We start from the raw sequence: 22,816 nt of genomic DNA, 5'->3' as shown, positions 1-22,816 counted from the left end.
ATTTAGAATGAAACAGCCCTGATGCATTCTTAATTCTTAATTCTTAATTCTTAATTCTTAATTCTTAATTCTTAATTCTTAATTTTTAAAGAAGAGCGATATATCCCTGCTTCAGCTTGATCTATTCTTTGAAAAGCAGCTTGGGAAAGAGCATCGCCGAAAATATCATTCAACGGAAAAATACCTCTAACCACTGACTTACCTAAAGAATAGGCTAATTTGCATAATTCACACAGAAGCACTGTCAAGATTTCTGGCTCTCCATGAAGATAACCAATATAAAACTCTTCCTCTGAAAGTTCCGAGTAACTTTGAATAGCTATACCTCGTAATCTTTCATTTTGTATTAATCCGAAAACTTTTCCCCCAAGCAGACAGTCTTTTACTAACTCAGGAGTAATAGTTTGACATTTAGGAATTAATTGTGTGTAAAAACTTTTTTTTTTATATAATATTTTTTTTCTAATCATTAAAGACCAAATATCATCAAAATGTTTCAGATCTAATTGAATTAATTGGTTGGTATATGAAGTAACAGTATCAGCATCAGCTTTATAAACACTATAACTATCTAGTTTTTTATCTCCTCGGCGAGAGATAATTTTCAACATTAGTTCATTCTCAGACAAGACACAGTAACGTAATATAGGAACATTTATTTTAGATAAATACTTATTTGTATGGGAATCTAATAATTTAGATAAACCTCGCCGTCGATAGCGACGATCTACTCTCAAAGAACTTCGCCAAGCTTCCTGTTTTGACAAAATAACGACTTGCTGCATCGCCACAGGGATATCATCAAGAGTAACTACAAAAACTTTATTTTCAGGATTGTTAATCCGTTTCTCCAATACTAAGTGCATGTAATCTTTTTGATTTTCCCACGTATATTGGCAGAAAGCCAAGATAGGTTCTACATCTGAAATTTTAGCTAAGCGAATCTGGAATTCAGTCATCTATCCTTTGCTGTGGGTGTCTTTACAGGTTCGGTGCGTTACGCTGGAGCGATCGCTATCCCGGCTTTTTGCCACCGATAAAACCATGTTGCCACGATGCACCCACTTTCGATAGTGTTCTGGTAACCTCTCCCATTGCTGATTACTTAAGTTGACTCGATTCATTAATGCACCCTGCCATCGCTTATTGTTTAGGATACAACGAGTTTGACAACAGGCCATAGTCCCAGGTCGGTAAACTGACTATTTATAATCAATTGAGAATTTAAACCTAGGGAAATGCGATCGCGTAGCGTGACCTTTCGGGCAAAGCCCAACGCTTCGCGAACGGTCAATCCCATAGCGGCGACCTAGGAGAATTCCATTCCATTCCTCACCCCGCCTCACCCCATCCATATTCGACTTAAGACCATAACAATTGACTTAACTTTCCTATCTCTGACTAAACCCATAGGTTTTCATTTAACTGAATGGTTTTCCGCCCATCCCAACTGTAATTGAGCCATCAGGCTTATGTACTTCCACGAAACAACTATCATTATATCCTGATGAAAATATGTGCGCTCCTAACTGAATAAGCGAATCCCGAAAAGATGCTTTAAAAATTGCGTTTTTTGGAATAACAATAGTTCTGGAATGAGGGTTATAACTGATCAGTTTACTGAGATTTACTAGAAAACTGGCAATACCTCCAGTAGATTCCAAATAGGCAATGAAATCATATTGAATAATCCAAATAATACTTACAGGTTTTGAGGACTCATTAAGTTTGTCAATTTCCGCGAAAACTTGAACACTATTGCAGTACTGTCCAAAATCTACAATGTAAATGCCTGATTCCAACGCCTGAATGGTTGCCTGCTTTACAGGAACAACCATTACAATTTTATGACCTGGAGGAACCATGAACTTTTCCGGCTCTTTCGGAAAAAAATCCCTTCTGATCCGATTAAAGTATTGGCGCAAAATTCCAAAATAGGATTCTTGGTCATTGTAAAATAAAAGACCTTGGAAGTCATTGGTTTTCTCAATCATGTCGAAGGCTTCAGCAACACTCACCATGATGAAACGATCCCCAAGCCTCCTATCATTCTTATTGATAAAAAACAGGACTAACTGAAGCGATTGAATAGTTACGGAAGGAAGCTCTAGGTTCATGCCCTCAGTAATAGTGTACTTCTCACCAGGTTTCATCTCAACCTTGCTACTCACAACTGGTGAATACAAATTCAAAGAGCTTAATCTACGATAGATTTCATTTCTGTCCCTATCTCTGTTATACTCGGCAATGTCAAAGATAAGTTGATTTGTATCTTTTCTGCTAGACTTAGGCTTTAAAAATTGCATACTTGACTATCTCCATAAGTTCGATAACACCATTAAAAACGCGATCGCGCCACCACTCCCCATCGGGTGCAGCTCATCTTTGTAAAAGTTCTGTAGTGGAGTGACCATGTTAAAATAGTGTAATAAAGCCAGGGAGCGGTGAGAACCATGGGTAGAGGAAGACGGGACAAGATTGCACTGAGTACAGAGCAAAGGCAAAGACTCGAAGCAATTAGCCGGAATGGACACGCACCAGCCAAAAAAATCCTTCATGCACAAATCTTGTTGATGTCCGATGAAGGAGAGCTGGCAACGAGAACATGGACAGATAACGAAATCGCTCAAGCTCTGAATCTGCATCGCAACACAGTGGGTCGAATCCGCCAGCGATTTCTAGAGAAAGGGGAAGCGCCAGCATTGGAAAGAAAAGCGAGAAGAAAGCCCCCGGTAGACCCAATCGTGGATGGAGAGACCGAAGCTCAAATTATTGCTCTGTGCTGCTCACAACCACCAGCAGGAAGAGGGAACTGGAGCATTCGCTTGTTAACCAATGAACTGAAAAAACGCAGAATTGTCACGCAAATCGGCAGAGAAACCGTGAGAAAAACACTCAAAAAAACCAATTGCGCCCTTGGAAAACCGAGAGATTCTGCATCCGGGAGCGGGACTTGCCCAGATTCGTCGCCGAGATGGAAGTGGTTCTAGACGAGTACACCCGTCCAGCCAATCCAGAGATGCCGTTAATTTGTATGGATGAAGCGAGTAAAGAACTGCATGGGCATCTATATGAACCCCCATACGATGCAGCCGGGGCTTGATGTGAAGGAAGACTATCACTACACCCGCGAAGGAGTCCAAGCCCTGTTTATGTTCTTTGACCCCAATCGAGGTTGGCGACGGGTGAGTTGTCGAGACCATCGCACCTGTGAAGACTGGGCCGATGAAATTAAGCATCTATTGGATGTTGACTATCCAGATGCCCCCAAAATTCGCTTACTCTCAGATAATCTCAACACCCACACCATCACCTCTTTGTACAAAACTTTTCCCGCCCCCGAAGCTCACCGTTTAGCACGGCGGTTAGAGATGATTCACACCCCACGTAATGGCAGTTGGCTCAATGTGGCGGAAACAGAGTTGTGTGTTCTGTCCAAACAATGTCTTGACCGTCGCCTGGCTACAGCCGAAGAACTTCATGCATGAGATAGAGGCTTGGCAGCAGGAGCGGAACAATGCCTGTGCCAAAGTAGTGTGGCAATTTACCACAGAAGATGCACGAGTCAAACTCAAACACCAAAACCGCTGTTTTTGAGACTGATCAAGATTTTTCTGTATAATGCACTTTTTAAGAGTGGTCACTCCAGTAGGGTGCGTTAGGGACGGATGCGGCTGGCGAAACATTTCTTAACACGCTTGTAATAGGTAATGGGTAATAGGTAATAGGTAATAGGTAATAGGTAATAGGTGGCACAGGCAAATAGCCCTGGTTGACTGACTTGAGTACATGGGGTAGGTTGGGTTGAGGCAACGGAAGCAAAAGGCGTTACTTGACAAAACATGCTTATTGACAAGGTATTCCGTTATCAGCCCTGAAAATGTCATTAGTTGTATAACGCGATTAACGGCATACTCACCACGGCTGATGTTAACTTATATTTCGCCAGCAGCATCGGGACGGACTCGCCCTGATTTTCGCGGTAGCCAGTATTGGGACAGTCCGTCCAATTGTAACGGGCAAGATGCCCATTCCACCCACCTCGTCAAACAGCATGCATTGAGATGCACCCGGGAAGTGTGGGGCGGGGAGGCGGGATCAATCTTCTGGGAGTAGTGTACCATCCCATGGGCAATATTTCCACGATACATGGGCAGGTTTACCGCCAGGACATAGTCTTGGAACAAAGAGGGAATTCAGGGGAAAGTTTATCAAAGCAATATTTGACGGTTCTTCTGGAATACCAAGGTCAATTTTTAATTCTCCAGCTTCATAATTTGACGGTTCGTCTGGAATATCCATATCAATTTTTAATTCTCCAGTTTCATAAGGGGACACAATCTGATTCCCAAAGATATCAACGTTTTTATAGGTAAAAAACCACATTCCTTCGCCAAATGGCCCCACAAATTTCGATAATAATGGTTTTAATACCGTTACCAAATAACTAATATCAGCCGTTTTCGGGACTGGCACTAATTCTCTAGGTATGCCCTTAGAATTAGTATAGGTAACTTTTAGGACTTTCTGGGTTTCAATCTCAGAGGAAAATGTAGGAACACCAAAAGGACTAATCTTCCCTTTGACAACTGCAATTAGCACTACTGGTTGTGAAGGTAAGCCATAGACTTCCGGTAATAAATACCATGCTATGTTGAGAGAATCACCATTTCTTTTCATCCCCATTGTCTCTTTGGCCAATTCTTCGGTAGGTATTGATTCAATCGGGCGACGCTCCAGAGCATTTATGGGAGTAGTAAATAACCCAATAAGTGTGAATAATGCAAGTATAAATTTCATCGTATTAAGCTTGTTCATTACATATTTGCTCCATAGAAAAGGTTGACTATAAACAACAGCAGTAAAAATAAGGTAGGTTCGGTAAAACCGAATTTACTCCATTTATGATCTAAGGATAATTTCCATCCACTGGTCTAATATTATACCGTTCGCGCAGCTTCAGCTTTCCCGAATCAGCAATGCTCCTTGAATCGGGTAAATCCTGCTTGATTTATACTACAGCCACAAAAAACAGGATTCCGGAATCTTGGAGTGAATTGTGCTTGTTGACAATGCAGTTGACAATGCAGTTGACACATATAAGCGCGTTTATATCTGGGTTTTAAACACAAGTTTTTATGAAAAAGTCATGCATTCAAAAGTTTACTATATAGCAGTATAAGCAAAGCTTAGGACATATTTATTTTACCTGCTCCCTGCTCCCTACTCCCTACTCCATGCTCCCTGATACCTAATGTAAAATTACATTACCAAATTGATTTTATCTCTAGATAAACCCCCAAACTACTCATTTTTTTAACTTTGTAAAAAAATGTTTAAAATTTAAAAAATACCCCTTGACATTTACCGAGATATTAGTAATAATAAAAATGTCCGATATTTCGATAATATTTATGGACAAAAAGCCGCGCTTTCCACGTCAACTAAGAAGCGCGGCTTATGTCCTCAGTCACAAGCTATGTGTGAGGTAATTCCATGATGCCAGATAAACGATCTAATGATCATCTCAATCATCTGATTCACTGTCAGCGAGCCCTAAACCGCCTTGCCCAAATTGCCAGGAGCCAATCCACATGGGAACATGCTTATCCTCGTCCCATAACCGAGCGAGAAGAAATCTTGATCTACCTATACAGCTACTGCCGACTATCCATGACCCCCCAGGAGTTTTACCAAAAATGGCAAGTGAAGCAAGAAGACATCGGTAACATCTGCTGCCGCTCAAGTTACGCTGTCAACAGCTGGCTGGCCCAAGGTCCTCGCTATAAAACTCCCTCTTCCGATTCCTTGTATCATCTGGCCTTAATGGATTTCCTGTTAGAAAATTTTGAGGTCATTCCAAAGGAGTTACTGAATCAGCTTTGCTCTAAGGTTAAAGGTTATTAGAATTAAGAATGTAGAATTAAGAATGTAGAATTAACAATGGATAATTAACAATGGATAATGTAGAATGAATGTAGGAGGTAGAAGCCAGAAGCCAGAAGCCAGAAGCCAGAAGCCAGAAGCCAGAAGCCAAAAGCCAGAAGCCAAAAGCCAGCAGCCAGCAGCCAGCAGCCAGACTTCTCAATTCTTCCTTCTTAATTCTTAATTCTCAATTCTTAATTCTTAATTCTCAATTCTTCCTTCTTAATTCTTAATTCTTCCTTCTTAATTCTTAATTCTACATTCTTCATGGGGAACTTTCCCTCGGCAGATTCGTCTAAACCGCTAAAGCTACAATATTCTACACTCAGAGACTTTCCTGATCTGAGCCATCAATCTGGGATAAATGTATATATGAGTAGAGTTGGAATTAGCAGAGAACCCACGGAGTCCAGTTATGAAATGTTATAAAATTCTTTCCCTACTAGGGATGACAGCAATATCTACAATCACTGCTACTCAGGTTTTGGCTATGGAGACAGCTTCCTGGAACTTAACCACCGAACCTGACTCTAGTGAGAATAGTCTATTGGAGGATGTTTCATTCCTTAAATACACTATATTTGATACCGCTGCTGGCGCAAGAGAGCCCCAAGATCCAGATCCTAGACCGCCACGCTACGACATTCCACAATCGGGACTTCAGTAGAGTCCGCTTCAGCTAGAGATTGATCATATATAGCAGTTCTTAATTGGGTGAGTTACACAAGTTGTGGGTTAATGGGAGTCGGGAGTCGGGAGTCGGGAGTCGGGAAAAAATCTTTTGTATCTCATGACTGTGAGAACTGCTATATATTCCAGCTAATTTACTCTTGCTCCTCAATTCCCTCACAGAGTGTTCTGTCTTCTTTCTTGACGTTCAGATTATTTTTAAGATAATTACCAAGCTGATCACAACCACGCTTCAGTAAGTAATTCACATCGTTTGATTGACTGTAATCTAAATATTGACTGTAATCTAAATTCCAAATACTCACCCGATTCGCTGCGTTAATCGAGACTAGGGTTTCACCGTCTGGACTGAAATTCACAGACTCCACAGGTTCAGAACCCTCGCTTAACGTTCCGATTAAAAGTCCATTGGGGTTCCATAGTTTAACTGTTCCATCCGCACTAGCAGAAGCAATAATGTCTCGATTGGGGTGGAAACTAACATCATAAACAGTTTTTGTATGCCCTACTCCTTTTTTAGATGCGAATTGCTGCCAGGAGATGTCTTTACGACTCCAGATTACTATAGAACCACGGGCCGCACCTGCCACAATCCGCTTACCATCGGGGCTGAAACTAAGGGAGGACAACTTCCTATCCCCAGTCAGGGTAGTAATTAGAGTTCCGTTCTGGTTCCAGAGTTTCACCGTATTGTCATTACTAGCAGAGGCAATTAACTGACCATTGGGACTGAAAGTGACCCGATTAATGGCATCTGTATGTCCCGCTAAAGTACGTAGCAATTTCCCTTCCCTGCTCCAGAGTTTTACTGTGCTATCCTCACTAGCAGAGGCAATAATTTGGCTATCAGGACTGAAACTAACGCTATAAACTGGAGCGCTATGCCCCTCTAGAGTATGTAGCAGTTTCCCCTGGCCATTCCAGAGTTTGACCGTCCTGTCATTACTGGCGGTGGCAATTAACTGACCATCGGGGCTGAAATCAACCCCATTCACAAAATCCTGATGTCCCTGGAGGGTGAGTTCCCGAATCTGCTTCTCCGGGTTCCAGAGTTTGACCGTGTTATCATCTCGACTACCAGAGGCAATTATCTCACCATCCGGGCTAAAACTAGCACCATAACCATAGACTGTATAGGTGGTAGGTTGGAAAACCTTAGGCCAGGTTTGGTCAAGACTCCAAAGTTTGACAGTGAAATCAACACTAGCTGAGGCTAGCATCTTACTGTCAGGAGTGAAACTAACCTGATTGACAATATCTTTATGACCAGGAAGGGTTGAAATTAGTGTACCCTTACCAGTCCAGAGTTGGATTTTTCCGTCACTACTCCCTGAAGCAATCCACTTACCATCCGGACTAAAGCTGACGCTGTTGATAGGATGATCATATCCTGGCAAGGTTTTCGCTAAGGTTCCATCACGGTTCCAAAGTTTAACGGTCCGATCATCACTAGCTGAAGCAATGGTCTGACTATCCGGGCTAAAAATTACACTCCAAACAGCCTTGTCATGCCCTTCTAGAGTTTTGATGAATGTACCATCACTACTCCAGAGTTTGACCGTTTTGTCCTTACTGGCGGAAGCAATTAACTCTCCGTCATTGCTAAAACTAACACTCAACACAGCATCCTTATGTCCTGTCAAGGTTTTGATCAAAGTCCCATCACGGTTCCAGAGTTTAATAGTTTTATCACTACTGGCTGACGCAATGGTCTGACCATCCGGGCTAAAACTTACCCACTTCACCCCCTTACCATGTCCTGTTAAGGTGTTAATTAAGGTGCCATCGCGATGCCAGAGTTTAATGGTTTTGTCTTTACTGGCAGAGGCAATGATTTGATTATCAGGGCTAAAACTAACGCACCACACTGTCTCCTGATGTCCTTTTAAGTCTTTAATCAATTTGCCATCACGACTCCACAGTTTGATGGTTTGATCAGAGCTAGCTGAGGCAATTAGCTGATTATCAGGACTGACACTGACACTCAAGACATTACCTTGATGTCCCTCTAAACGATGGTGTTCTTGGATTAAGTTGACTGCTTGCCAGAGGTTAGATACAGTCTCTTTTTCAAGGTCTGATTTTGCTATTTTAGAGTTTAATCGTTTCCCTGCCTTGATGATGCTTAAAAGGGCATCAAGCTGATTTTCATCTACAAGAAAAGAAAGCTTATATTTAGCGTTGAGTTTAGTAAGGATCGCCTCTCTTTCGTGGAATTTTGCCGATTGCCACAGCCCGATTGCAATCACCGCTAGTATAGTCATGGCTACGCTAAATCCCCCTAACCCCATCACCAACCGTTTCCGAAGCCGTTGTCGTGTCTCTCGCTCTTTTTCAAGTTCTGCTCTCATGTCAGCCCCTTGTCGTTGTCGAATGAAATCTACCAGATAATCATGGACTAATTGATAGCGATCGCTATAAATCTCTGGCAACAGCAGCACTAAGCCAGATTTCACAAAAATTTCCAACACTACATCTAATCGTTCTAGCTCTGTGTCTACATCAGCGGCCAAGGCTTTTAATTCTTTTTCTAAATCATGACGAGTTTTGAGAGGGCGGGTGTTGTTTTCATCCGTTAGCAAGTACAACACTAATTCAGCCGCCCGTTTGTTATCAGCACCACAGGCTTCCACTACTTCTTCTAAGTATTGGTTGACTAATTCAGCTTTTGGGTTATGCCCTAGGTGTTGATACTGTTGTAGGGTGGTAATTTTGTTTCGTTCCAGTTGCGCCCCTACCACTTGCAACTCAATTGGTATAATCTCTCCTAATTCTTTCCCTAAATCCTCCACTAATTTATCAATCAGTGCTTGCTCTAAGGGAAACTGAGCTTGCTCCGTTAACCGTTGAAGATATAATTTGGCATCTGCTGGGGTAAGATTCCCCAAGTGAAACAGAATCCTCTTATCTAAAATATTATTATTAATAACCTCTAAATCGATTTTGAACTTATTAAATTCCAACAGGCAATGTAAATAATCCTCGCGCACAGACAAGATTACCTTCACAAAAGGAATATTCAGACAGTCTCGCAAAAAATAATAAAAACCTCGCCTCTGCTTGGGGTCTGAGCAAACTGCTAAAAACTCTTCAAACTGGTCAAAAATTAAAACAGTAAGCAAATTTTGCCTAGCATTTTTGCGCAACTGCTCAAGAATGAGGGCGGTTGAATCAAGCTTAGCAGGCACAGATGGTAAATGTACTCTCTTCTCCAGCGTGTTTGTTAAGGATTTGCCTAATTCTTGAATCCAATTACTATAAACTCGCTGCAAAACCGGTAATACCCGACGGGTATTAATGGTTTTGCGTTCTAATGCTGGTATTAATCCCGCCTCAATCATCGAACTTTTCCCCGCCCCGGACTGTCCATGAATCACAGTTAGTCTAGAGCCCACCTGTTCCATGCGCTCAATCAGGCGATTAACATGGCGTTCCCTGCCAGAAGCGGCAATTTCTGGCGCTATCCTTTCTGAACACTCAACTGTTGCTAAAACTGGGTTAGTTACCTGCTGCTTGGGCTGCAATCGACCAGCACCAATGAATGCCCGAAACCCAAACCGGCTCTCAATCCCCTGTTGGTCTTGTTTAATCTCAAAGGCAGTGAGATAGTCCCCTTGTTGGCAATAGGCCTGGTGTAATTCCCTCAGGATACCAATATAAAGTTCTGGATCATAGTGGGGTTTGGTTTCTGCTCTAGCGGTTTCCAAGTTATAAAGTGCTGCTTGTAATTGAGGAACATGTTTTTGCGATCGCATAGTCCCAAGCAGTGCTCGCCCCAAGGAAAATAAATACCAACCCTTGACAAAAGACTTTTCCCAGTCTAATAAAGCTTGTTGTTCTGGTGAGGGATTGACTATCTTAGCTGATGCCGTTGATTGCAGAAAAAGCGCTTTTTTGGAAGACTTTTGTGCTTTCTTAAAGGCTGATTTTGCTAGGGCTACTTCAGCCAAAAAGCCATAACCTCGTGCCATTCTGAACGGATCAGAATAGGTTTGATGGAGCGCCAAGGCTTTGTTGGCCACTTTCTCTAACTGCTCCCAATCTGACTGTCGCTGAAGTGCCTCTCCCCAAAAATTAATAAATTTGGCAGCTAAGTCTGGGCGATTAGCCTGCTCAAGAACCTCAACCGATTCCTGAAAATAAACTTTTGCTTGTTCACAAGCTTGCTCCTTCTCAGCTTGATGCCACTGTGCATAACCAGCCCACCACAAGCCTAAACAGAATAGTACATGTCCACGGCGTTCCAGGTTATCGGTTTGTTTCCACAGAGCTAAACTGCGCTCATAATGCTGTCGAGACTCTTCTTGACAATTATCAGCCACTCGACCAAGCACAAATTCCAAACTGGCTTCTAACTCTGGGGCTAAGGCCACTCCCCGCTTTTCCAGCTCCTGTCGTGCTGAGTGTAATTCCACATAGGATCCAGAGTCTTTGTTTAAATTCAGAGTACAACTGTGCACAAACTCAGTTTCACGGGAGGCTACCACCTTGGCAAACACCTGATCAGTGGTTTGCTCAATAAACTGAATTAATTGACCGCTGCTAATCACAAAATCAACACAGCTTGACCAACTGTGGAAATCTGGCACTGAGCGAATTAGCATTTGCAGCAACTTATCCGTCACCCACAACACCAGTGGAAACCGAAAGTTCCGAAACTCTTCCCGGATCTGGTTGGTTGCTGTCAGCACTTCCTCAATGCAACTTACTGAGTCTATCCCAGATACCATCAACGCCTCTGGCTGTTCCGGACCTAGCTCTTCCACAATAGTGGTATAGAGAGTTTTAACCGATTGCTTTAAGACCAGCTCCCTGATCGGAATAGAACATTGCTCCTGCAACTGCTCAATAATTTGTCTCCTCAATACCCCATAGTTACCAACCGCCAAAATCAAAGAAAATTCTCCCTGAGAAAAAGTAATCAGTCGGATTAGTTCTCTCAAGGAATCTTGGTTGTGATTTGCGGTTGTCTCTAGCATTATAATAGCGGTTTTTAATTGGGTGAGGTAAATTTTAGGGAGTAGGGAGCAGGGAGTAGGGAGCAGGGAGTAGGGAGCAGGGAGCAGGGAGCAGGGAGCAGGGAGCAGGGATTAGGGAGTAAACTGGGCGCGGGTAAGGGAGGGATTGGTAAAAAACTATGTGTACCTCATGAGCATGATAATTTTTATGAATTGATTCACGCCCTTTAACCGGACAGGGAGTGGCTGATAGCACCTCAAGTAGCGTGCGCGTAGCGCATTCGCTGATCGCTGATATAGCAATCCGTGTAGGAATTGTGAGAATTTTTGTTCCTTGTTCCCTACTCCCTGTTCCCTACTCTCTGTTCCCAGATCCGCTGTTCCCTGTTCCCAGATCCGCTGTTCCCTGTTCCCTACTTCTGCAAGAAGTCTAGTTTCCATTCAACTCCTTGGCATCAGCTAACACCGGATTGATATCATACCAGCATCCCTGACCATTACAATACTCAAACACAAACAAACTCTTCAACAGGATTTGGTATTCCTCCTCACCCCTGACAGTTTTGTGTTCAGCCACATGTCTGAGCAATTTCCACTCATCCGGTGTAATTGCCCTGCTCAATTCATTGCGACGCTGACTAATCACCCTTTCTACCAAGTTACGAGATAAAGGCAGCTCATCTTTGCTGAGGCAGTTACGGAGCAGCACCAGCAAGTTCCTGACATGACCCCCACTGACTAGACATAGCCGATCCAATGTCTGTGGGCTATCAAACACTTTTGTAATTAAACTGAGCCGTTGCTCTAGCTCCACATCTGGGAATGCTCTGGCTAAGATCATCTGTCGCAGCAAAGCAATTCCGGCATCACTGGGACTACCATCTGGTTCTTTTACCTGTACCATCGGTAACAGTAGGTACTCAGAACCAAAGCGATTCCTGAGGTTTTCTTGGTCATTGGAAAATGCCAAAATCAAGGGAATGGTGTAGACCACATGGCATTTGAGTTGATTAAGATACTCCCCCTGGTCTACAAACAAATATTCTGGCTGATTCCGTTGCCCTGACTTAGGTTTATTATGGATCCGGTCAAGATTATCCACAATCACCACTAGTCCAGCTTTACCCTGCTGTTGCAGCTGCTGTTGAGCTGGTTCAATCAGTTCTGTATTAATTGCTTCTAAAATATTGTTGACCCGTGGCTCTAGATGTTGTCGCAATAGGGAGCGAATGTCCTTAGAATTCTTAGCTTTCGTAGTAATTTCTCCAATCCCAAAGGCTAGGGAATACTCGCCCTCTTCTGAGCTGATGCCAATCTCATCAGGTATGTTAACCCCTACACCACCGGCCTGAAACTCAGGAACTTTGAATTTCAACCCGGTCACCTCGGAGTTTAACAACTTAGCCGCCCCTTGCACTAACCCTTGGAAGCGGGTGGGTTGGAGTCTAATTTTAGCTTCCTCCAGACTTTGAATCACCTGACGAGCAATGGTCAGCAAAATATCACTGATCTCTACATCGGCCAGGTCCAAGTCATTAGAGGACTCAAAATAAACGACATGAAATCCCTGTTCTTCTAATTTCCTTTTCAATCGCGATAACTCGGTAGACTTGCCACAGCCCATGTGTCCCGTAAACAACTGACAGGTGGGTTCGTCTTCTGAGAAGGTAATGGTGCGTCTGAGTTCTCGAATAATATTGCTGCCCCGCACCTTGGAAAAATCAATGTAATATTGTTGGTCTTCAGCCTTGCCCAGATTCAGGGTTTTACTAGGATTACAGACCCGAAAAAATCTGCCGAAATTGACTGTCATTAAAATTCCCCCCGGTAGACGAATTGACTGTTCTCAGATTGCACCCCGATATCTGCCAGATCGACATAGCTGACAACTTGAGGCTCTATAGGATATACAGCCTCTATATAATTTATCGACTTAATAGCTACACATTATGAAATTGACATTTTCCCTTCACTGCAACAAAACGTAACATTATTCCTAATCCTGATGGTATATGATGCAGTAGCTGCGCAGAAAGTTGCCTGAAATCTCACTAATGGTATACTCCCTTCAAAATTACTACTCCTAGTCTGCCTCCTCAGTCAGACTTTAGCAGTACCCGATGGGGTACCTTGGTTTTAGGGAACAGGGAATAGGGACTTCGGAGCAGGGAACAGCGGAGCAGGGAACAGCGGATCTGGGAACACAGAAAAAATCTTGTGTACCTCATGATAGATAGAAAACGCGATCTTTCCGATACTGAACCAAAAGTATTGCGCCCGACTCCCCCTGCGTCGATTGCGGGTAAAGGTAGAACTTTGGGGGATTTGGTCACTTCCGTCGTTGAGGAACAAGATTGGAAACTGCTATAGCATTTCTAAATAGCTCATGAAAACCAATCCTGTGTCTTGATGCAAAGCGCGAGTGGGGGGAACCCCCAAGACCGCTTAGGTGCGCTTGACCCGTAATTAAATTCGCCACGGGTCGCACCTCTGCATCGCTTTATCAAAACACCAAAAACTCCTCGGATATCTTAACAATCTTCCCTGTTCCCAGATCAGCTGTTCCCTGTTCCCTTCTTTTATCAATTTTATGTTTACATCTCAAATAAAAATGCTATATCACTTGGGAAACCAATCCTTATCCAGTAATTGCTCAAAGGAATAAGGACATTGTTCAGGTAGAGACTTAAGCTGAGTTTTATTCTGGACAATCAATAAAGCGTTTTGGTATATTTTGGGTAATTCATCAGCTAAGTAATTTCGTAAATTAGTGGTAAGTTTATCCTCTAGTTGAACTCGAAAGGTAATAATTTCCCCCGCCCAGTGATTAGCATTTCTCCCCCTCTCTGCTTCCCAAAATTGGTACAACAGTAGATGAATAATTATCTGTAATAGTAAACTTTTAACAGCATTTCGTTCGCTGCGTCCCAAGGCTTCTAATTCCTCGATTAAGTTGTCATAATCTAATTCTTCTAATTGACGATTTTTCAGTAGCTTAACTGTTTCAGTTAACCACTGATCGTACTCAGTTTCATAAAGTTGTTTTAAGTCACGTATCTGAGATTTCATCAGCAAAGGGAATAGGGAGTAGGGAGTAGGGAGTAGGGAGTAGGGAGTAGGGAGTAGGGAGTAGGGAGTAGCTGATAAGGGTAGGTTTTTAACAAAGACCTCAGGTGTGGGGTGTGGGGTGTGGGGTGTGGGGTGTGGAGTATAAGAAAATTTACCATTATTGTCGTTAAAAATCATCAAGACAGGAAAATGAGGATGTTCAACTAACAAAAATTCTGAAGACAGCCTCTTCCCACTGTTCCCTGTTCCCAGATCCGCTGTTCCCTGTTCCCTCTTCCAAACTGTTTATTTAGCATAACAAGTACCGTAGAGCCCTAAATATCCAAACCAATCACTTTCAACTCAGGGGAATGCTCAATGATAAACTGATAATATAGCTCTTGCTTATCCTGGGGTGATAAATCAATTTTCCATTCTAGCAATCCCATCTCACCAGTCTGTATTTTGGGATTAGTCTGAGTCAGCCGCACTTTGATTCTCTCATCACGGCTCACTGGCAACTGTTCTTTTACTACCAAAGTCTTTTGCACACTTTGCAAATTAGTAATTACCAGTCGATAGGCATAAGTCGTGCGGCGCTGATTGCCAATTAATTTCTTATCAACTTGACGCTCCACTAAATCCCGCTCAATTTTCACTCCCTCATCTATGCCTAAGTTCAGCCTGAATTCTTGTCCTGGTGAAATATTCTCCAACTTAGTTGTACCAACAAAGGTTTGATCACGAAAGATATTCGCTTTGCCTGGTAACAAGGTTGCACCAGTAGTCGGATTGGTAACAACAGTTTGTAGGTAGGCGAAACTAACTAGCCGAGGAATGGCAAGATACTCAGGATTGCTAGGATATTCATCACTAAAAATAGTCACTTTGTGAGGGGAACCATCACTGGGAATATTGCTGTTACCATCTAACTCAAAGGTAACCACACCTCCTTCTGTCGATACTACTGCTACCACTGTTTGGGCAGCAACTTTTGCTGTTGCTAACATGGCTTGGGGAGCACTACGAGTTTTCAATGCTTCCGACTCATCCTCATAGTCTTGATCTGGAGATAATTCTGACATTGAGTTAGACATTGCCCTACTCTTTAGCCTTCGCAAAGCTCGGATAGGTTGTTGGTCTAGTGCCTGAATGTACCATGGTTCCAGCTTAGGGGGTAGGGTTCCCAGTCCAGGCTTAGCAGTGGAAAGAGTAAGGCTAACGTTGGACCAATCTTCCCCAGTGCTTTGTTTGACTTGTGCAAGGTAGCTCAGATTTATGCGATCGCTACTGCTGTTGGTGCGCAAGTCGTAAAGTGGTATCCAACTGGCACGATTCACTACATAGGATACTTCTAGGTCAAAATCCACCGCCCCCTCTGCTGCTAAGGTGACAATAATGCTCAAACTCTCCTGGGGACGGGGAGTTTTCAACTGTTGTAGCTTAGCTTTAAGAGCATTTAATTGCTTTTCTAACTCTTGCTGTTGTTCTTGTTGTTGAGCGATCGCGCTCGCATCTGCATGGTAACGCTGCTCCAGAAAGTTCAGAAATTCACCTGTTTCCTGCACGCCAATCTGTTGTTGGGCAAGACTGCGGGAAAAGTGTTGGACAGCTTTATCACTCAAAGCCTTGACAAAATTCTGTGCTAGCTCCTTTGACGCCAGCTGGTCTTGGAGGTGGCGTTTTTGTTTTTGTGACATATTCCCGACGCTGCCCTAACGGGACAGCGCGGGCTTCTTACCAACTCCGGCTACTGCTTTGGATACTCGATAAGCTTTATTAACGACACGGTCAGAAGTTACCGCAAGAATAGGGCAGCCTTTATGGTTAGTCGGTTATGCGTAAAGGGTTAAAACTTTATGATTAAGGCCAGAGACGAAACCTTAGGAGAGGGTCGCCTTTATGGTTAGTCGGTTATGGGTAAAGGGTTAAAACTGTTTGATTAAGGCGACCCTCTCCTTACGGTAACTTCAAACCCTATTCTAAGGTTTCGTCTCCGGGATGCCCCTCCGCGCCGGAACAATACAAAAAAGTTCTATTTCCTTTGTACTGCTGGAATTTTACCCATCCACAGATAACTCAAACTATCAAGTTTTTTTCTGAATGGAACCTTATATTCCAGGTTTTCAAGGTTCAGTTGGTAGGTGGCGATTAGCTCTTAATTTGTTTTCCCTACCATTCTTAATATATCACATTGGCATTTCGACGTTCCGACCCTTGCCCCGCGCTTCCCATAGGACACTTACCCAATGAAGGTAAAGTGCGGGGCTTCTCGCGGTTCAGCTATTGGAGTTTTAACCATGATCATATGTACTATAGTAGTGATCCTAAGGGGGTGACAAGCAGAATTCTTAGCCTTACTGGGTGTGGGGGAACGGGGGGGGTTGCTTAATAATGGAATGATTGTAAGAGTTTTGTAGAATGGGCATCAGGCGTGGAACTGGCATCTTGCCAGTTTCAATATATAGCAGTCGCCAGGGCAGGCGCGGACATGACAAAAGTCTCAAACCTAAGTAAGCGCAAGAGTTTGACTTCTGACTTCTGACTTCTGACTTCTGACTTCTGCTATATTTTCGCGCGGGCAGGATGCCCACTCTACTTATATTCAAAAGAAGATTCAGCAACGCCCGAACGGGTGTAGGGAGAAATAATCGATCACAGCAATCCCCGATGATGAATAAAAACCAAAATAACTGCCCACGAACCCAAAGCAACTTTTACTGCAACCAGGATATTGAGTATGGGGATGATGGCAGCGCTGACAAGTGTCTGCAACTCCCCGTGGGGTAATTCTACTCCCGTCAACGTTATAACTGCCAGTACAATAAAAATCAGAACTGAAACCTTTTCCCACCTAGCAGCTTGCCAGCGCTTGTAGACTGCCTGCATCCACTGGAATGATGAGGTAATGGCAACCAGACCGATTGCGGTTCCCCCCGCCACCCCAGCCGCAAAGCCACCTCCTGGACTCAGATGCCCCCGAATCGCCAGCTCGATACCTACCAACGCAGCAATCGTCGCTCCCAGACGCGCTAGAACAATGGATGGTTTATCGGTAAATTGATAGATCGTGCAGAAGGGCTTTTCATCGGCCAGTAGAAATTTAGCTCCCATGATCGCGATGGTAAATACCACCACTTCAAAGATGGTGTCATAAAGCCGATTCCGGAAAATGATACCCGAAACGGCATTGGGCACCCCAGTATCTTGGACAACGGATTCGACGATAGAGAGATCTGATAAGTCTGCCGCCGGATTCGGCAAAACCATAAATTTGACGTACAGCGCTATCCCTGCTGCAATGTAAATCCATTTCATTTAATGATCTTTCCCTGCCTCTGGTATATTTACATAAGTTAGGCTTGTCGCCGATAATGAAAGTTCACTTTGCATGATTTCATAGAGGCGTTGAACCCTGGTCTGGGTGTGATAAGGTAGGGTTTCATACTCTTGCGCTACCTGGTCTTGATCATCCTGTGGTGATGCCTTCTGGGTAGATCCTGGAGCTAATCCCCTCTGGTCTTGCTCAAAGAGCCATCTCTCATCTTCGGTACAGGTCCCATGGACTTCTTTTGCCAACAGCGCCCGGTGCAAGCTCTGCCTATCTGTGTAGGTTACCAGCTCAAGGCGCATATAGTGTTTGCTCAGGATTGTGCGTAAGTCATCCATCAGTTCCCCAAAATCCGGTTTGGTCTTGCTGTCTGCTAAAGACTCTCCATCTGCCTCCACTGGCCTGTCTGGGATTACTCCAAGACGCATGGTTAAGGATGAACGCACCGCAACCGCATAGAGGGTAATGGCTAGCATTGTACCCACCAATGCTTCGGTCAAAGCCACATCGGCTGCCCCAAACATTGCATAGACCAAAGCCGCCACCGCTCCCAGTATGCCTCGGATCACCAGAGCATGGTATGGATTGACCTGAAATACCAGCATGCACGCGGACAAAGGCAGCAGAGCGGTTATGACATAGATATAGTTATCAGTCATTATCACCCCCACTACTGGAACAGTAAGCCAACACATATCCCAGCACTGTATTCCAGATCGCCAAGGAGATAATGGCGAGAATCAGCAGCGGCCATTCACTGGGTATCTTCAGCAGCAGCCCGACGATGATACTCATCGAGCCGAGGGTATCTGCCACTGAAAGACTATGCAGCTTGAATAATACTGATCGGTGACCGATCAGGGGAATGGTTCCCCAAAACCAGAAGACGATTCCGACACCTATGCAAGTGTAACTCAGTGCATTAATCATACATCACTCATTCGTTTAATTACGTGTGCCAGTAACATTAATCCAGCATTCCCCACACTCAGGATGATGACTCCGACAACACCAATCATCCAATCATCGCGCAAGACAGATACCATCAGGATCATGATGGATGTCTTGGTGGCAATACTCGCAAATGCCAACATTTTTTGCCAAATATCATCATCTTGCCAAGCCTCATAAATGGGGATGAGCAGAGCCAGAATCATGGCAATCAGGATCAGCGTCATCGTTGTTTCCTCCGTCTAACCCGGTGTACTTCGTACCTGCCATCTTGGTGGTATTTCAACACAATGGTTTTTGGTGTAAAGGTGATCAGGAATATATCTAGGAATATCAGCCCAGGGGTCCGTTGGGGTTTGACTCCTTCCATGATCACATCTTCGTGCTTATGGGGACGAAGCATGATTTCAAATGCCTCAATATATGCCTGGGGAATCGCTACTATCACTTCACCAAGCACCCGCAGCCAATCCTTTAAGGCTTCTGGGGTTTTGGGGCGTCCTGGTAATAAAAATGCGATCGCAATCCCAATGATGATATTTGGCAGACTTAGATTAGCAGTCAGCAAAAACCAGATAACCAGTCGTAAAATTAGATTTAGATGCCCAATCATGGTTGAAACACCATCCAGAATAGTAATACTAACATCAGACTCATCACCCCAATTAGATGATCAAATTCCTCAAGCACACGGGGCAGCTTGATTACAGATCGTTTGAAAATCAAAAAATATGCCAACCATCCCAGGGCAATAGTTACCAGGGGTTTAGTAATATTGGCAAAGTTGTATGCCTGGTAGTACACACCATTGGCAGCAATCAGTCCACCGAGCAACAGTATCATCGCTAACCAAAAATCGAGCTTTACCTTCCCTTGGCTGGTATCCCCATGGGGCAGAAAGATGAATTTTGCAAAGGATATGGCTGTTCCTAGGGCAGCAATATTCATACCGATAACTTGCCAGGGCACTAGATTCTTCATGGTCAACACCTTTGCCCCAAAGCCTGACAACAAGGGAAAGCCGGAAATTGAGAAGCTAGCGATAGCCAGAGCAATCCAGATTTGGGTATTAATCGGTTGATGTTGCAATTCCTTGAGGTTACGGCTGGGCAAAACACCGGCGATTAAAAAAAGCGCCCCTTTCACCAGGCCGTGAGTCAGGGCATAAAAGCCACCGACTTCAGGTGCGGCAAGGATAAAGCCTAACTGGGAAATGGTATGAAACGCCAGCATACGCTTGGTATCCTTTTCAAAGACGGCATAGCCTACTCCCAGAAGTGCTGTCCCCACTCCAAATATCATGACGATGGGAGCAAGTTCCTCGACAATTAGAGCACAACGCAACAGTGGAAAGACTCCCGTTTTGACCACAGCTCCCGATAGCAATGCCGACACTGGGCTCTCAGATTCGGAGTGGGTCAAGGGTAACCACAATCCTGATACAAATATTCCCCCCTTGACTAACAGTGCCACAAAGATCAGGGCAAGGGCTTCTGGAGGTGCTCCGCGCAACCCTTCAAAAGCAAAGGAATGATGTGCCTGATAGACTAGAACCGCGCCAACTAGATAAAACAGCATGGCTGTATTGCTGACAAAAAGATAGCGCAAGGCTACCCAAATTGATCGGTCGGTTCGGGGATAGGCAATCAACAGAAACGCAGCAATACTGATGACCTCTAATGCTACGTATAAACTGATGAAATCTGCACAGATAAATACGGCATTGACACTGCCATGTAAGATAATGGTCTGGGTATAAAAAAAAGCTGTTTTACCACTTTGCCAACAGTAAAGGATTACTGCTGCGGTTACTAGCCCATTGGTCAAGATAAAAAAGGCGCTTAATTGATCAACTAGTAATGTGACACCGAAACTATCCAGCAGCTGTAGGGTTAATGGCGATTTTGTGAGAAATAGCTGTGTCCCATATTCAACCGAAAGAATGGCAACCCCTAGGGCTAGGTATCGGTCAAGTTTGGGGAGGAGATAAATGCTGAATCCCACAAATAGCGGTAGGGCAATCCAGGCAATGGTAATGGTACTCATGGCGTATTATTCTTCTCGATCTGGTTGCTTTCCAGGGTGGGATTGTCCCGTGCCAGTTTCATAACACCTACTAGCATTAAGGCTTGAATCGAAAAGCCGATCACAATCGCTGTTAAGATCACTGCCTGGGGAACTGGATCTGCGTAAGCCCTATTTTCGACCTTTGAAAGAATAGGTGTGAATAAACCATCTCGGGATGCAACCAACACGTAATAGGCAATCACCCCCGTGCTCATGATATCCATAGAGATGATTTTCATAACCAGGTTCTTTTTAAGGATGATGCCGAAAAATCCGCACAATATTGTGGCAAATATGAATGCTTCTAACACGGGAATTGCCTATTGGGTAAGGGTTGGTGGTAATTATCTTTATACAATGATACTGTCGAACAGTGCTATAAAATATATAGCACGTTTTAATAGTGCTAGGAACGATTGACACTATTGATAAGTTCCAAGGTACACCATAGACTCATCCCACACCAAGGTTTTGCTTTGAGCTTGGGATTGGGAAAAACACGGGCAATAGCAAATGACAGAATCGACTGATGGCAAATCAATGGTTAACCTCAGCCCTGAGGATGCCAGCGATACAGTTGGGGGCTTGCCAACTACTGAAGGTGTGCCGCCGAAGGATGTCTACACTTGGGATCGGGATGCATTAGCCGTGAATCTTTTGGATTTATCAGTACCATTTCAATTGGTTGGGCGGCAAGCACAATTCCAGCGCATCACTCATGTTTTAGCCCGTGATGGCAATCTGCTGATTGTGGGAGTGCCCGGAAGCGGACGGCGCACTTTGGTAAGGCGGGCGGCACGGGAAGTTGGAGTTAAAATCCTGGAGGTTGACTGCATTCGGGTTACCGATGGTCAGCGCTTTGTGCAACTGCTGTGGGAGAGCATAAACCAGACCTTTCCAATGGCGACGATTCAAGCTGTAATGACAGATTGGATTGAAGGTAAGGCAGCGGAATTATTTGTCCTGAAAGATGAAGGCAGTGGCACAGAGGAACTTAAACCAGTTCGGATCCAGAGCAAAGAGCTGCAACGGAAAGCATTTGAAGTATTACTCGATCTCCTGCAAAAGTTAGCTGAATCTGAGGGGGAACGGGTAGTGTTGATTTTGGAAAGCTTCCCCCACATTCGCTCTTGGGATCGTCATGGGGTGTGGGAAAAATGTTTGCGGAAACAGATCGAGGGTCAGACTCAGGTAAGTTATGTGTTGGTGGCAACAATCGCAGAAACCAGCATTTATCCCCATGAACCGAGGAATAATTTGGAAATTGTGCAGCTGGCTCCTTTAGCTGATGATGTCGTTGCGGCTTGGGTAACTGAAGTTTTGCATACCCAACGGCTGACCTTCGATCCGCGATCGCAAGCACTGGAAATCTTTGTCAATGCGGTGCAAGGGCACTTCGGTGATGCTTCGGCACTGGTGCGACGCCTCAAGTCCGTACGAGTGTCTGATGGGCTAATTCGTGATGGCCATGTTCAGCAGGCCATCCAAGAACTGCTAGCGGACTTATCCATGGTCTTCGAGTCATTACTGATGCTGCTTCCAGCTAATCAAGCCCATCTTTTAGAATCCCTGGCTCTAGACCCTACCGACAAGCCACAAAGTCGAGATTATATTCAGAAGCATTACCTATCAAGAGGGGGTTCTCTCCAAGGAGCGATCGCTGGGTTGCAGCACAAAGGTTTAATTTATGGCTCTGAGCAAGGCTACCGACTGGCTTTACCTTTGTTTGCTTTATGGCTTTGCCAGCGTTTAAGTTGATCTCAAATTCAGTAGACGCACCTCAAGTAGCGTGGCCTACGGCCAATAGCATTTTTATTCTGTGTTATATTTACTACTTTTTTGCTAC

At 44.1% G+C, this 22,816-nt stretch carries 25 protein-coding genes and 1 pseudogene; 6 read left to right on the top strand and 20 right to left on the bottom strand.

Annotated features, from left to right (window positions below):
- Positions 1-71 precede the first annotated feature (71 nt).
- From F6K53_RS06765 to F6K53_RS06750, 4 genes are all read right to left on the bottom strand, one after another.
- The gene (locus F6K53_RS06765; RefSeq protein WP_293024378.1) at positions 72-959 is read right to left on the bottom strand and encodes a hypothetical protein; all 888 of its coding nucleotides are present in this window, start codon (positions 957-959) and stop codon (positions 72-74) included.
- Positions 960-1,181 (bottom strand): hypothetical protein, encoded by a 222-nt coding sequence (locus tag F6K53_RS06760; RefSeq protein WP_293080203.1) that lies wholly within the window; start codon positions 1,179-1,181, stop codon positions 960-962.
- A complete protein-coding gene (locus F6K53_RS06755) occupies positions 1,151-1,300 on the bottom strand; it encodes a hypothetical protein (RefSeq protein ID WP_293024374.1) in 150 nt (49 codons plus the stop codon). Before F6K53_RS06755 ends, F6K53_RS06760 begins: the two co-directional genes overlap by 31 nt.
- A gap of 121 nt (positions 1,301-1,421) precedes the next feature.
- Positions 1,422-2,306: a hypothetical protein gene (locus F6K53_RS06750; protein ID WP_293024372.1), complete on the bottom strand. Its 885-nt coding sequence runs from the start codon at positions 2,304-2,306 to the stop codon at positions 1,422-1,424.
- 147 nt (positions 2,307-2,453) lie between these two features.
- Here F6K53_RS06750 and F6K53_RS06745 point away from each other — a divergent pair.
- Positions 2,454-3,597, top strand: a pseudogene (locus F6K53_RS06745) (IS630 family transposase).
- A gap of 61 nt (positions 3,598-3,658) precedes the next feature.
- Here F6K53_RS06745 and F6K53_RS06740 read toward each other — a convergent pair.
- Positions 3,659-3,844 carry a hypothetical protein gene (locus F6K53_RS06740; protein WP_293067513.1) on the bottom strand — a complete coding sequence of 62 codons (186 nt, stop codon included), beginning with the start codon at positions 3,842-3,844 and terminating at the stop codon, positions 3,659-3,661.
- A gap of 254 nt (positions 3,845-4,098) precedes the next feature.
- Complete coding sequence (locus tag F6K53_RS06735) at positions 4,099-4,818, bottom strand: hypothetical protein (protein ID WP_293080200.1); 720 nt, start codon at positions 4,816-4,818, stop codon at positions 4,099-4,101.
- Between the two features lie 678 nt (positions 4,819-5,496).
- Here F6K53_RS06735 and F6K53_RS06730 point away from each other — a divergent pair.
- From F6K53_RS06730 to F6K53_RS06720, 3 genes are all read left to right on the top strand, one after another.
- Positions 5,497-5,907 (top strand): hypothetical protein, encoded by a 411-nt coding sequence (locus tag F6K53_RS06730; RefSeq protein ID WP_364302369.1) that lies wholly within the window; start codon positions 5,497-5,499, stop codon positions 5,905-5,907.
- 64 nt (positions 5,908-5,971) lie between these two features.
- Positions 5,972-6,109, top strand: a complete 138-nt coding sequence (locus F6K53_RS06725) for a hypothetical protein (protein ID WP_293067516.1) — start codon at positions 5,972-5,974, stop codon at positions 6,107-6,109.
- 231 nt (positions 6,110-6,340) lie between these two features.
- A complete protein-coding gene (locus tag F6K53_RS06720) occupies positions 6,341-6,592 on the top strand; it encodes a hypothetical protein (protein ID WP_293067519.1) in 252 nt (83 codons plus the stop codon).
- Positions 6,593-6,631: 39 nt separating this feature from the next.
- Here F6K53_RS06720 and F6K53_RS06715 read toward each other — a convergent pair whose 3' ends face one another.
- The 5 genes from F6K53_RS06715 to F6K53_RS06695 all read right to left on the bottom strand — a co-directional run bounded on the left by F6K53_RS06715 (position 6,632) and on the right by F6K53_RS06695 (position 13,801).
- Positions 6,632-6,766: a hypothetical protein gene (locus tag F6K53_RS06715; RefSeq protein WP_293022311.1), complete on the bottom strand. Its 135-nt coding sequence runs from the start codon at positions 6,764-6,766 to the stop codon at positions 6,632-6,634.
- A complete protein-coding gene (locus tag F6K53_RS06710; RefSeq protein ID WP_293067522.1) occupies positions 6,750-11,594 on the bottom strand; it encodes a sugar-binding protein in 4,845 nt (1,614 codons plus the stop codon). Before F6K53_RS06710 ends, F6K53_RS06715 begins: the two co-directional genes overlap by 17 nt.
- A 34-nt stretch (positions 11,595-11,628) precedes the next feature.
- Positions 11,629-11,829, bottom strand: coding sequence for a hypothetical protein (locus F6K53_RS06705; RefSeq protein WP_293067525.1), 201 nt, complete (start codon positions 11,827-11,829; stop codon positions 11,629-11,631).
- A gap of 174 nt (positions 11,830-12,003) precedes the next feature.
- Positions 12,004-13,386, bottom strand: coding sequence for an ATP-binding protein (locus F6K53_RS06700; protein ID WP_293022305.1), 1,383 nt, complete (start codon positions 13,384-13,386; stop codon positions 12,004-12,006).
- Between the two features lie 283 nt (positions 13,387-13,669).
- Complete coding sequence (locus F6K53_RS06695; protein WP_293067528.1) at positions 13,670-13,801, bottom strand: hypothetical protein; 132 nt, start codon at positions 13,799-13,801, stop codon at positions 13,670-13,672.
- On the opposite strand from F6K53_RS06695, the gene F6K53_RS06690 reads away from it, so the two are divergent.
- The gene (locus tag F6K53_RS06690) at positions 13,800-13,943 is read left to right on the top strand and encodes a hypothetical protein (protein ID WP_293067530.1); all 144 of its coding nucleotides are present in this window, start codon (positions 13,800-13,802) and stop codon (positions 13,941-13,943) included. The two genes, F6K53_RS06695 and F6K53_RS06690, sit on opposite strands and share 2 nt — an antisense overlap.
- 249 nt (positions 13,944-14,192) lie before the next feature.
- Here the strand turns inward: F6K53_RS06690 and F6K53_RS06685 are convergent, their stop codons facing one another.
- The 9 genes from F6K53_RS06685 to F6K53_RS06645 form a co-directional block, all read right to left on the bottom strand.
- Positions 14,193-14,819: a DUF29 domain-containing protein gene (locus F6K53_RS06685; protein WP_293067533.1), complete on the bottom strand. Its 627-nt coding sequence runs from the start codon at positions 14,817-14,819 to the stop codon at positions 14,193-14,195.
- A 137-nt stretch (positions 14,820-14,956) separates the two neighbouring features.
- A complete protein-coding gene (locus tag F6K53_RS06680; protein WP_293067536.1) occupies positions 14,957-16,321 on the bottom strand; it encodes a mucoidy inhibitor MuiA family protein in 1,365 nt (454 codons plus the stop codon).
- A gap of 955 nt (positions 16,322-17,276) precedes the next feature.
- Positions 17,277-17,939 carry a Na(+)/H(+) antiporter subunit B gene (locus tag F6K53_RS06675; protein ID WP_293040820.1) on the bottom strand — a complete coding sequence of 221 codons (663 nt, stop codon included), beginning with the start codon at positions 17,937-17,939 and terminating at the stop codon, positions 17,277-17,279.
- Positions 17,940-18,611, bottom strand: a complete 672-nt coding sequence (locus F6K53_RS06670; RefSeq protein WP_293067538.1) for a DUF4040 domain-containing protein — start codon at positions 18,609-18,611, stop codon at positions 17,940-17,942.
- Positions 18,604-18,882: a monovalent cation/H(+) antiporter subunit G gene (locus F6K53_RS06665; protein ID WP_293022292.1), complete on the bottom strand. Its 279-nt coding sequence runs from the start codon at positions 18,880-18,882 to the stop codon at positions 18,604-18,606. Before F6K53_RS06665 ends, F6K53_RS06670 begins: the two co-directional genes overlap by 8 nt.
- Positions 18,879-19,130 (bottom strand): hypothetical protein, encoded by a 252-nt coding sequence (locus F6K53_RS06660; RefSeq protein ID WP_293022291.1) that lies wholly within the window; start codon positions 19,128-19,130, stop codon positions 18,879-18,881. The genes F6K53_RS06665 and F6K53_RS06660 overlap by 4 nt, the downstream gene beginning before the upstream one ends.
- Entirely contained in the window at positions 19,127-19,516 is a 390-nt protein-coding gene (locus F6K53_RS06655; RefSeq protein WP_075900856.1) for a Na+/H+ antiporter subunit E, read from the bottom strand. The genes F6K53_RS06660 and F6K53_RS06655 overlap by 4 nt, the downstream gene beginning before the upstream one ends.
- A complete protein-coding gene (locus F6K53_RS06650; protein WP_293067543.1) occupies positions 19,513-20,949 on the bottom strand; it encodes a cation:proton antiporter in 1,437 nt (478 codons plus the stop codon). The genes F6K53_RS06655 and F6K53_RS06650 overlap by 4 nt, the downstream gene beginning before the upstream one ends.
- Positions 20,946-21,281 (bottom strand): cation:proton antiporter subunit C, encoded by a 336-nt coding sequence (locus tag F6K53_RS06645; protein ID WP_293067545.1) that lies wholly within the window; start codon positions 21,279-21,281, stop codon positions 20,946-20,948. Before F6K53_RS06645 ends, F6K53_RS06650 begins: the two co-directional genes overlap by 4 nt.
- A gap of 202 nt (positions 21,282-21,483) precedes the next feature.
- Here F6K53_RS06645 and F6K53_RS06640 point away from each other — a divergent pair, with 202 nt between their 5' ends.
- Positions 21,484-22,728, top strand: a complete 1,245-nt coding sequence (locus F6K53_RS06640) for an ATP-binding protein (RefSeq protein WP_293067548.1) — start codon at positions 21,484-21,486, stop codon at positions 22,726-22,728.
- Positions 22,729-22,816: the final 88 nt, after the last annotated feature.

This window comes from Moorena sp. SIO4A1 (assembly GCF_010672065.1).
GTDB lineage: Bacteria > Cyanobacteriota > Cyanobacteriia > Cyanobacteriales > Coleofasciculaceae > Moorena.
This window is presented reverse-complemented; position numbering and strand designations above follow the sequence as displayed.

Bases quoted from the DNA above. Each gene is read 5' to 3' on its own strand.
- F6K53_RS06765 (WP_293024378.1), bottom strand. From the start codon at position 959: ATGACTGAATTCCAGATTCGCTTAGCTAAAATTTCAGATGTAGAACCT.
- F6K53_RS06760 (WP_293080203.1), bottom strand. From the start codon at position 1,181: ATGGCCTGTTGTCAAACTCGTTGTATCCTAAACAATAAGCGATGGCAG.
- F6K53_RS06755 (WP_293024374.1), bottom strand. From the start codon at position 1,300: ATGGGATTGACCGTTCGCGAAGCGTTGGGCTTTGCCCGAAAGGTCACG.
- F6K53_RS06750 (WP_293024372.1), bottom strand. From the start codon at position 2,306: ATGCAATTTTTAAAGCCTAAGTCTAGCAGAAAAGATACAAATCAACTT.
- F6K53_RS06740 (WP_293067513.1), bottom strand. From the start codon at position 3,844: ATGTTTTGTCAAGTAACGCCTTTTGCTTCCGTTGCCTCAACCCAACCT.
- F6K53_RS06735 (WP_293080200.1), bottom strand. From the start codon at position 4,818: ATGAACAAGCTTAATACGATGAAATTTATACTTGCATTATTCACACTT.
- F6K53_RS06730 (WP_364302369.1), top strand. From the start codon at position 5,497: ATGATGCCAGATAAACGATCTAATGATCATCTCAATCATCTGATTCAC.
- F6K53_RS06725 (WP_293067516.1), top strand. From the start codon at position 5,972: ATGAATGTAGGAGGTAGAAGCCAGAAGCCAGAAGCCAGAAGCCAGAAG.
- F6K53_RS06720 (WP_293067519.1), top strand. From the start codon at position 6,341: ATGAAATGTTATAAAATTCTTTCCCTACTAGGGATGACAGCAATATCT.
- F6K53_RS06710 (WP_293067522.1), bottom strand. From the start codon at position 11,594: ATGCTAGAGACAACCGCAAATCACAACCAAGATTCCTTGAGAGAACTA.
- F6K53_RS06700 (WP_293022305.1), bottom strand. From the start codon at position 13,386: ATGACAGTCAATTTCGGCAGATTTTTTCGGGTCTGTAATCCTAGTAAA.
- F6K53_RS06690 (WP_293067530.1), top strand. From the start codon at position 13,800: ATGATAGATAGAAAACGCGATCTTTCCGATACTGAACCAAAAGTATTG.
- F6K53_RS06695 (WP_293067528.1), bottom strand. From the start codon at position 13,801: ATGAGGTACACAAGATTTTTTCTGTGTTCCCAGATCCGCTGTTCCCTG.
- F6K53_RS06685 (WP_293067533.1), bottom strand. From the start codon at position 14,819: ATGATTTTTAACGACAATAATGGTAAATTTTCTTATACTCCACACCCC.
- F6K53_RS06680 (WP_293067536.1), bottom strand. From the start codon at position 16,321: ATGTCACAAAAACAAAAACGCCACCTCCAAGACCAGCTGGCGTCAAAG.
- F6K53_RS06675 (WP_293040820.1), bottom strand. From the start codon at position 17,939: ATGAAATGGATTTACATTGCAGCAGGGATAGCGCTGTACGTCAAATTT.
- F6K53_RS06670 (WP_293067538.1), bottom strand. From the start codon at position 18,611: ATGACTGATAACTATATCTATGTCATAACCGCTCTGCTGCCTTTGTCC.
- F6K53_RS06665 (WP_293022292.1), bottom strand. From the start codon at position 18,882: ATGATTAATGCACTGAGTTACACTTGCATAGGTGTCGGAATCGTCTTC.
- F6K53_RS06660 (WP_293022291.1), bottom strand. From the start codon at position 19,130: ATGACGCTGATCCTGATTGCCATGATTCTGGCTCTGCTCATCCCCATT.
- F6K53_RS06655 (WP_075900856.1), bottom strand. From the start codon at position 19,516: ATGATTGGGCATCTAAATCTAATTTTACGACTGGTTATCTGGTTTTTG.
- F6K53_RS06650 (WP_293067543.1), bottom strand. From the start codon at position 20,949: ATGAGTACCATTACCATTGCCTGGATTGCCCTACCGCTATTTGTGGGA.
- F6K53_RS06640 (WP_293067548.1), top strand. From the start codon at position 21,484: ATGACAGAATCGACTGATGGCAAATCAATGGTTAACCTCAGCCCTGAG.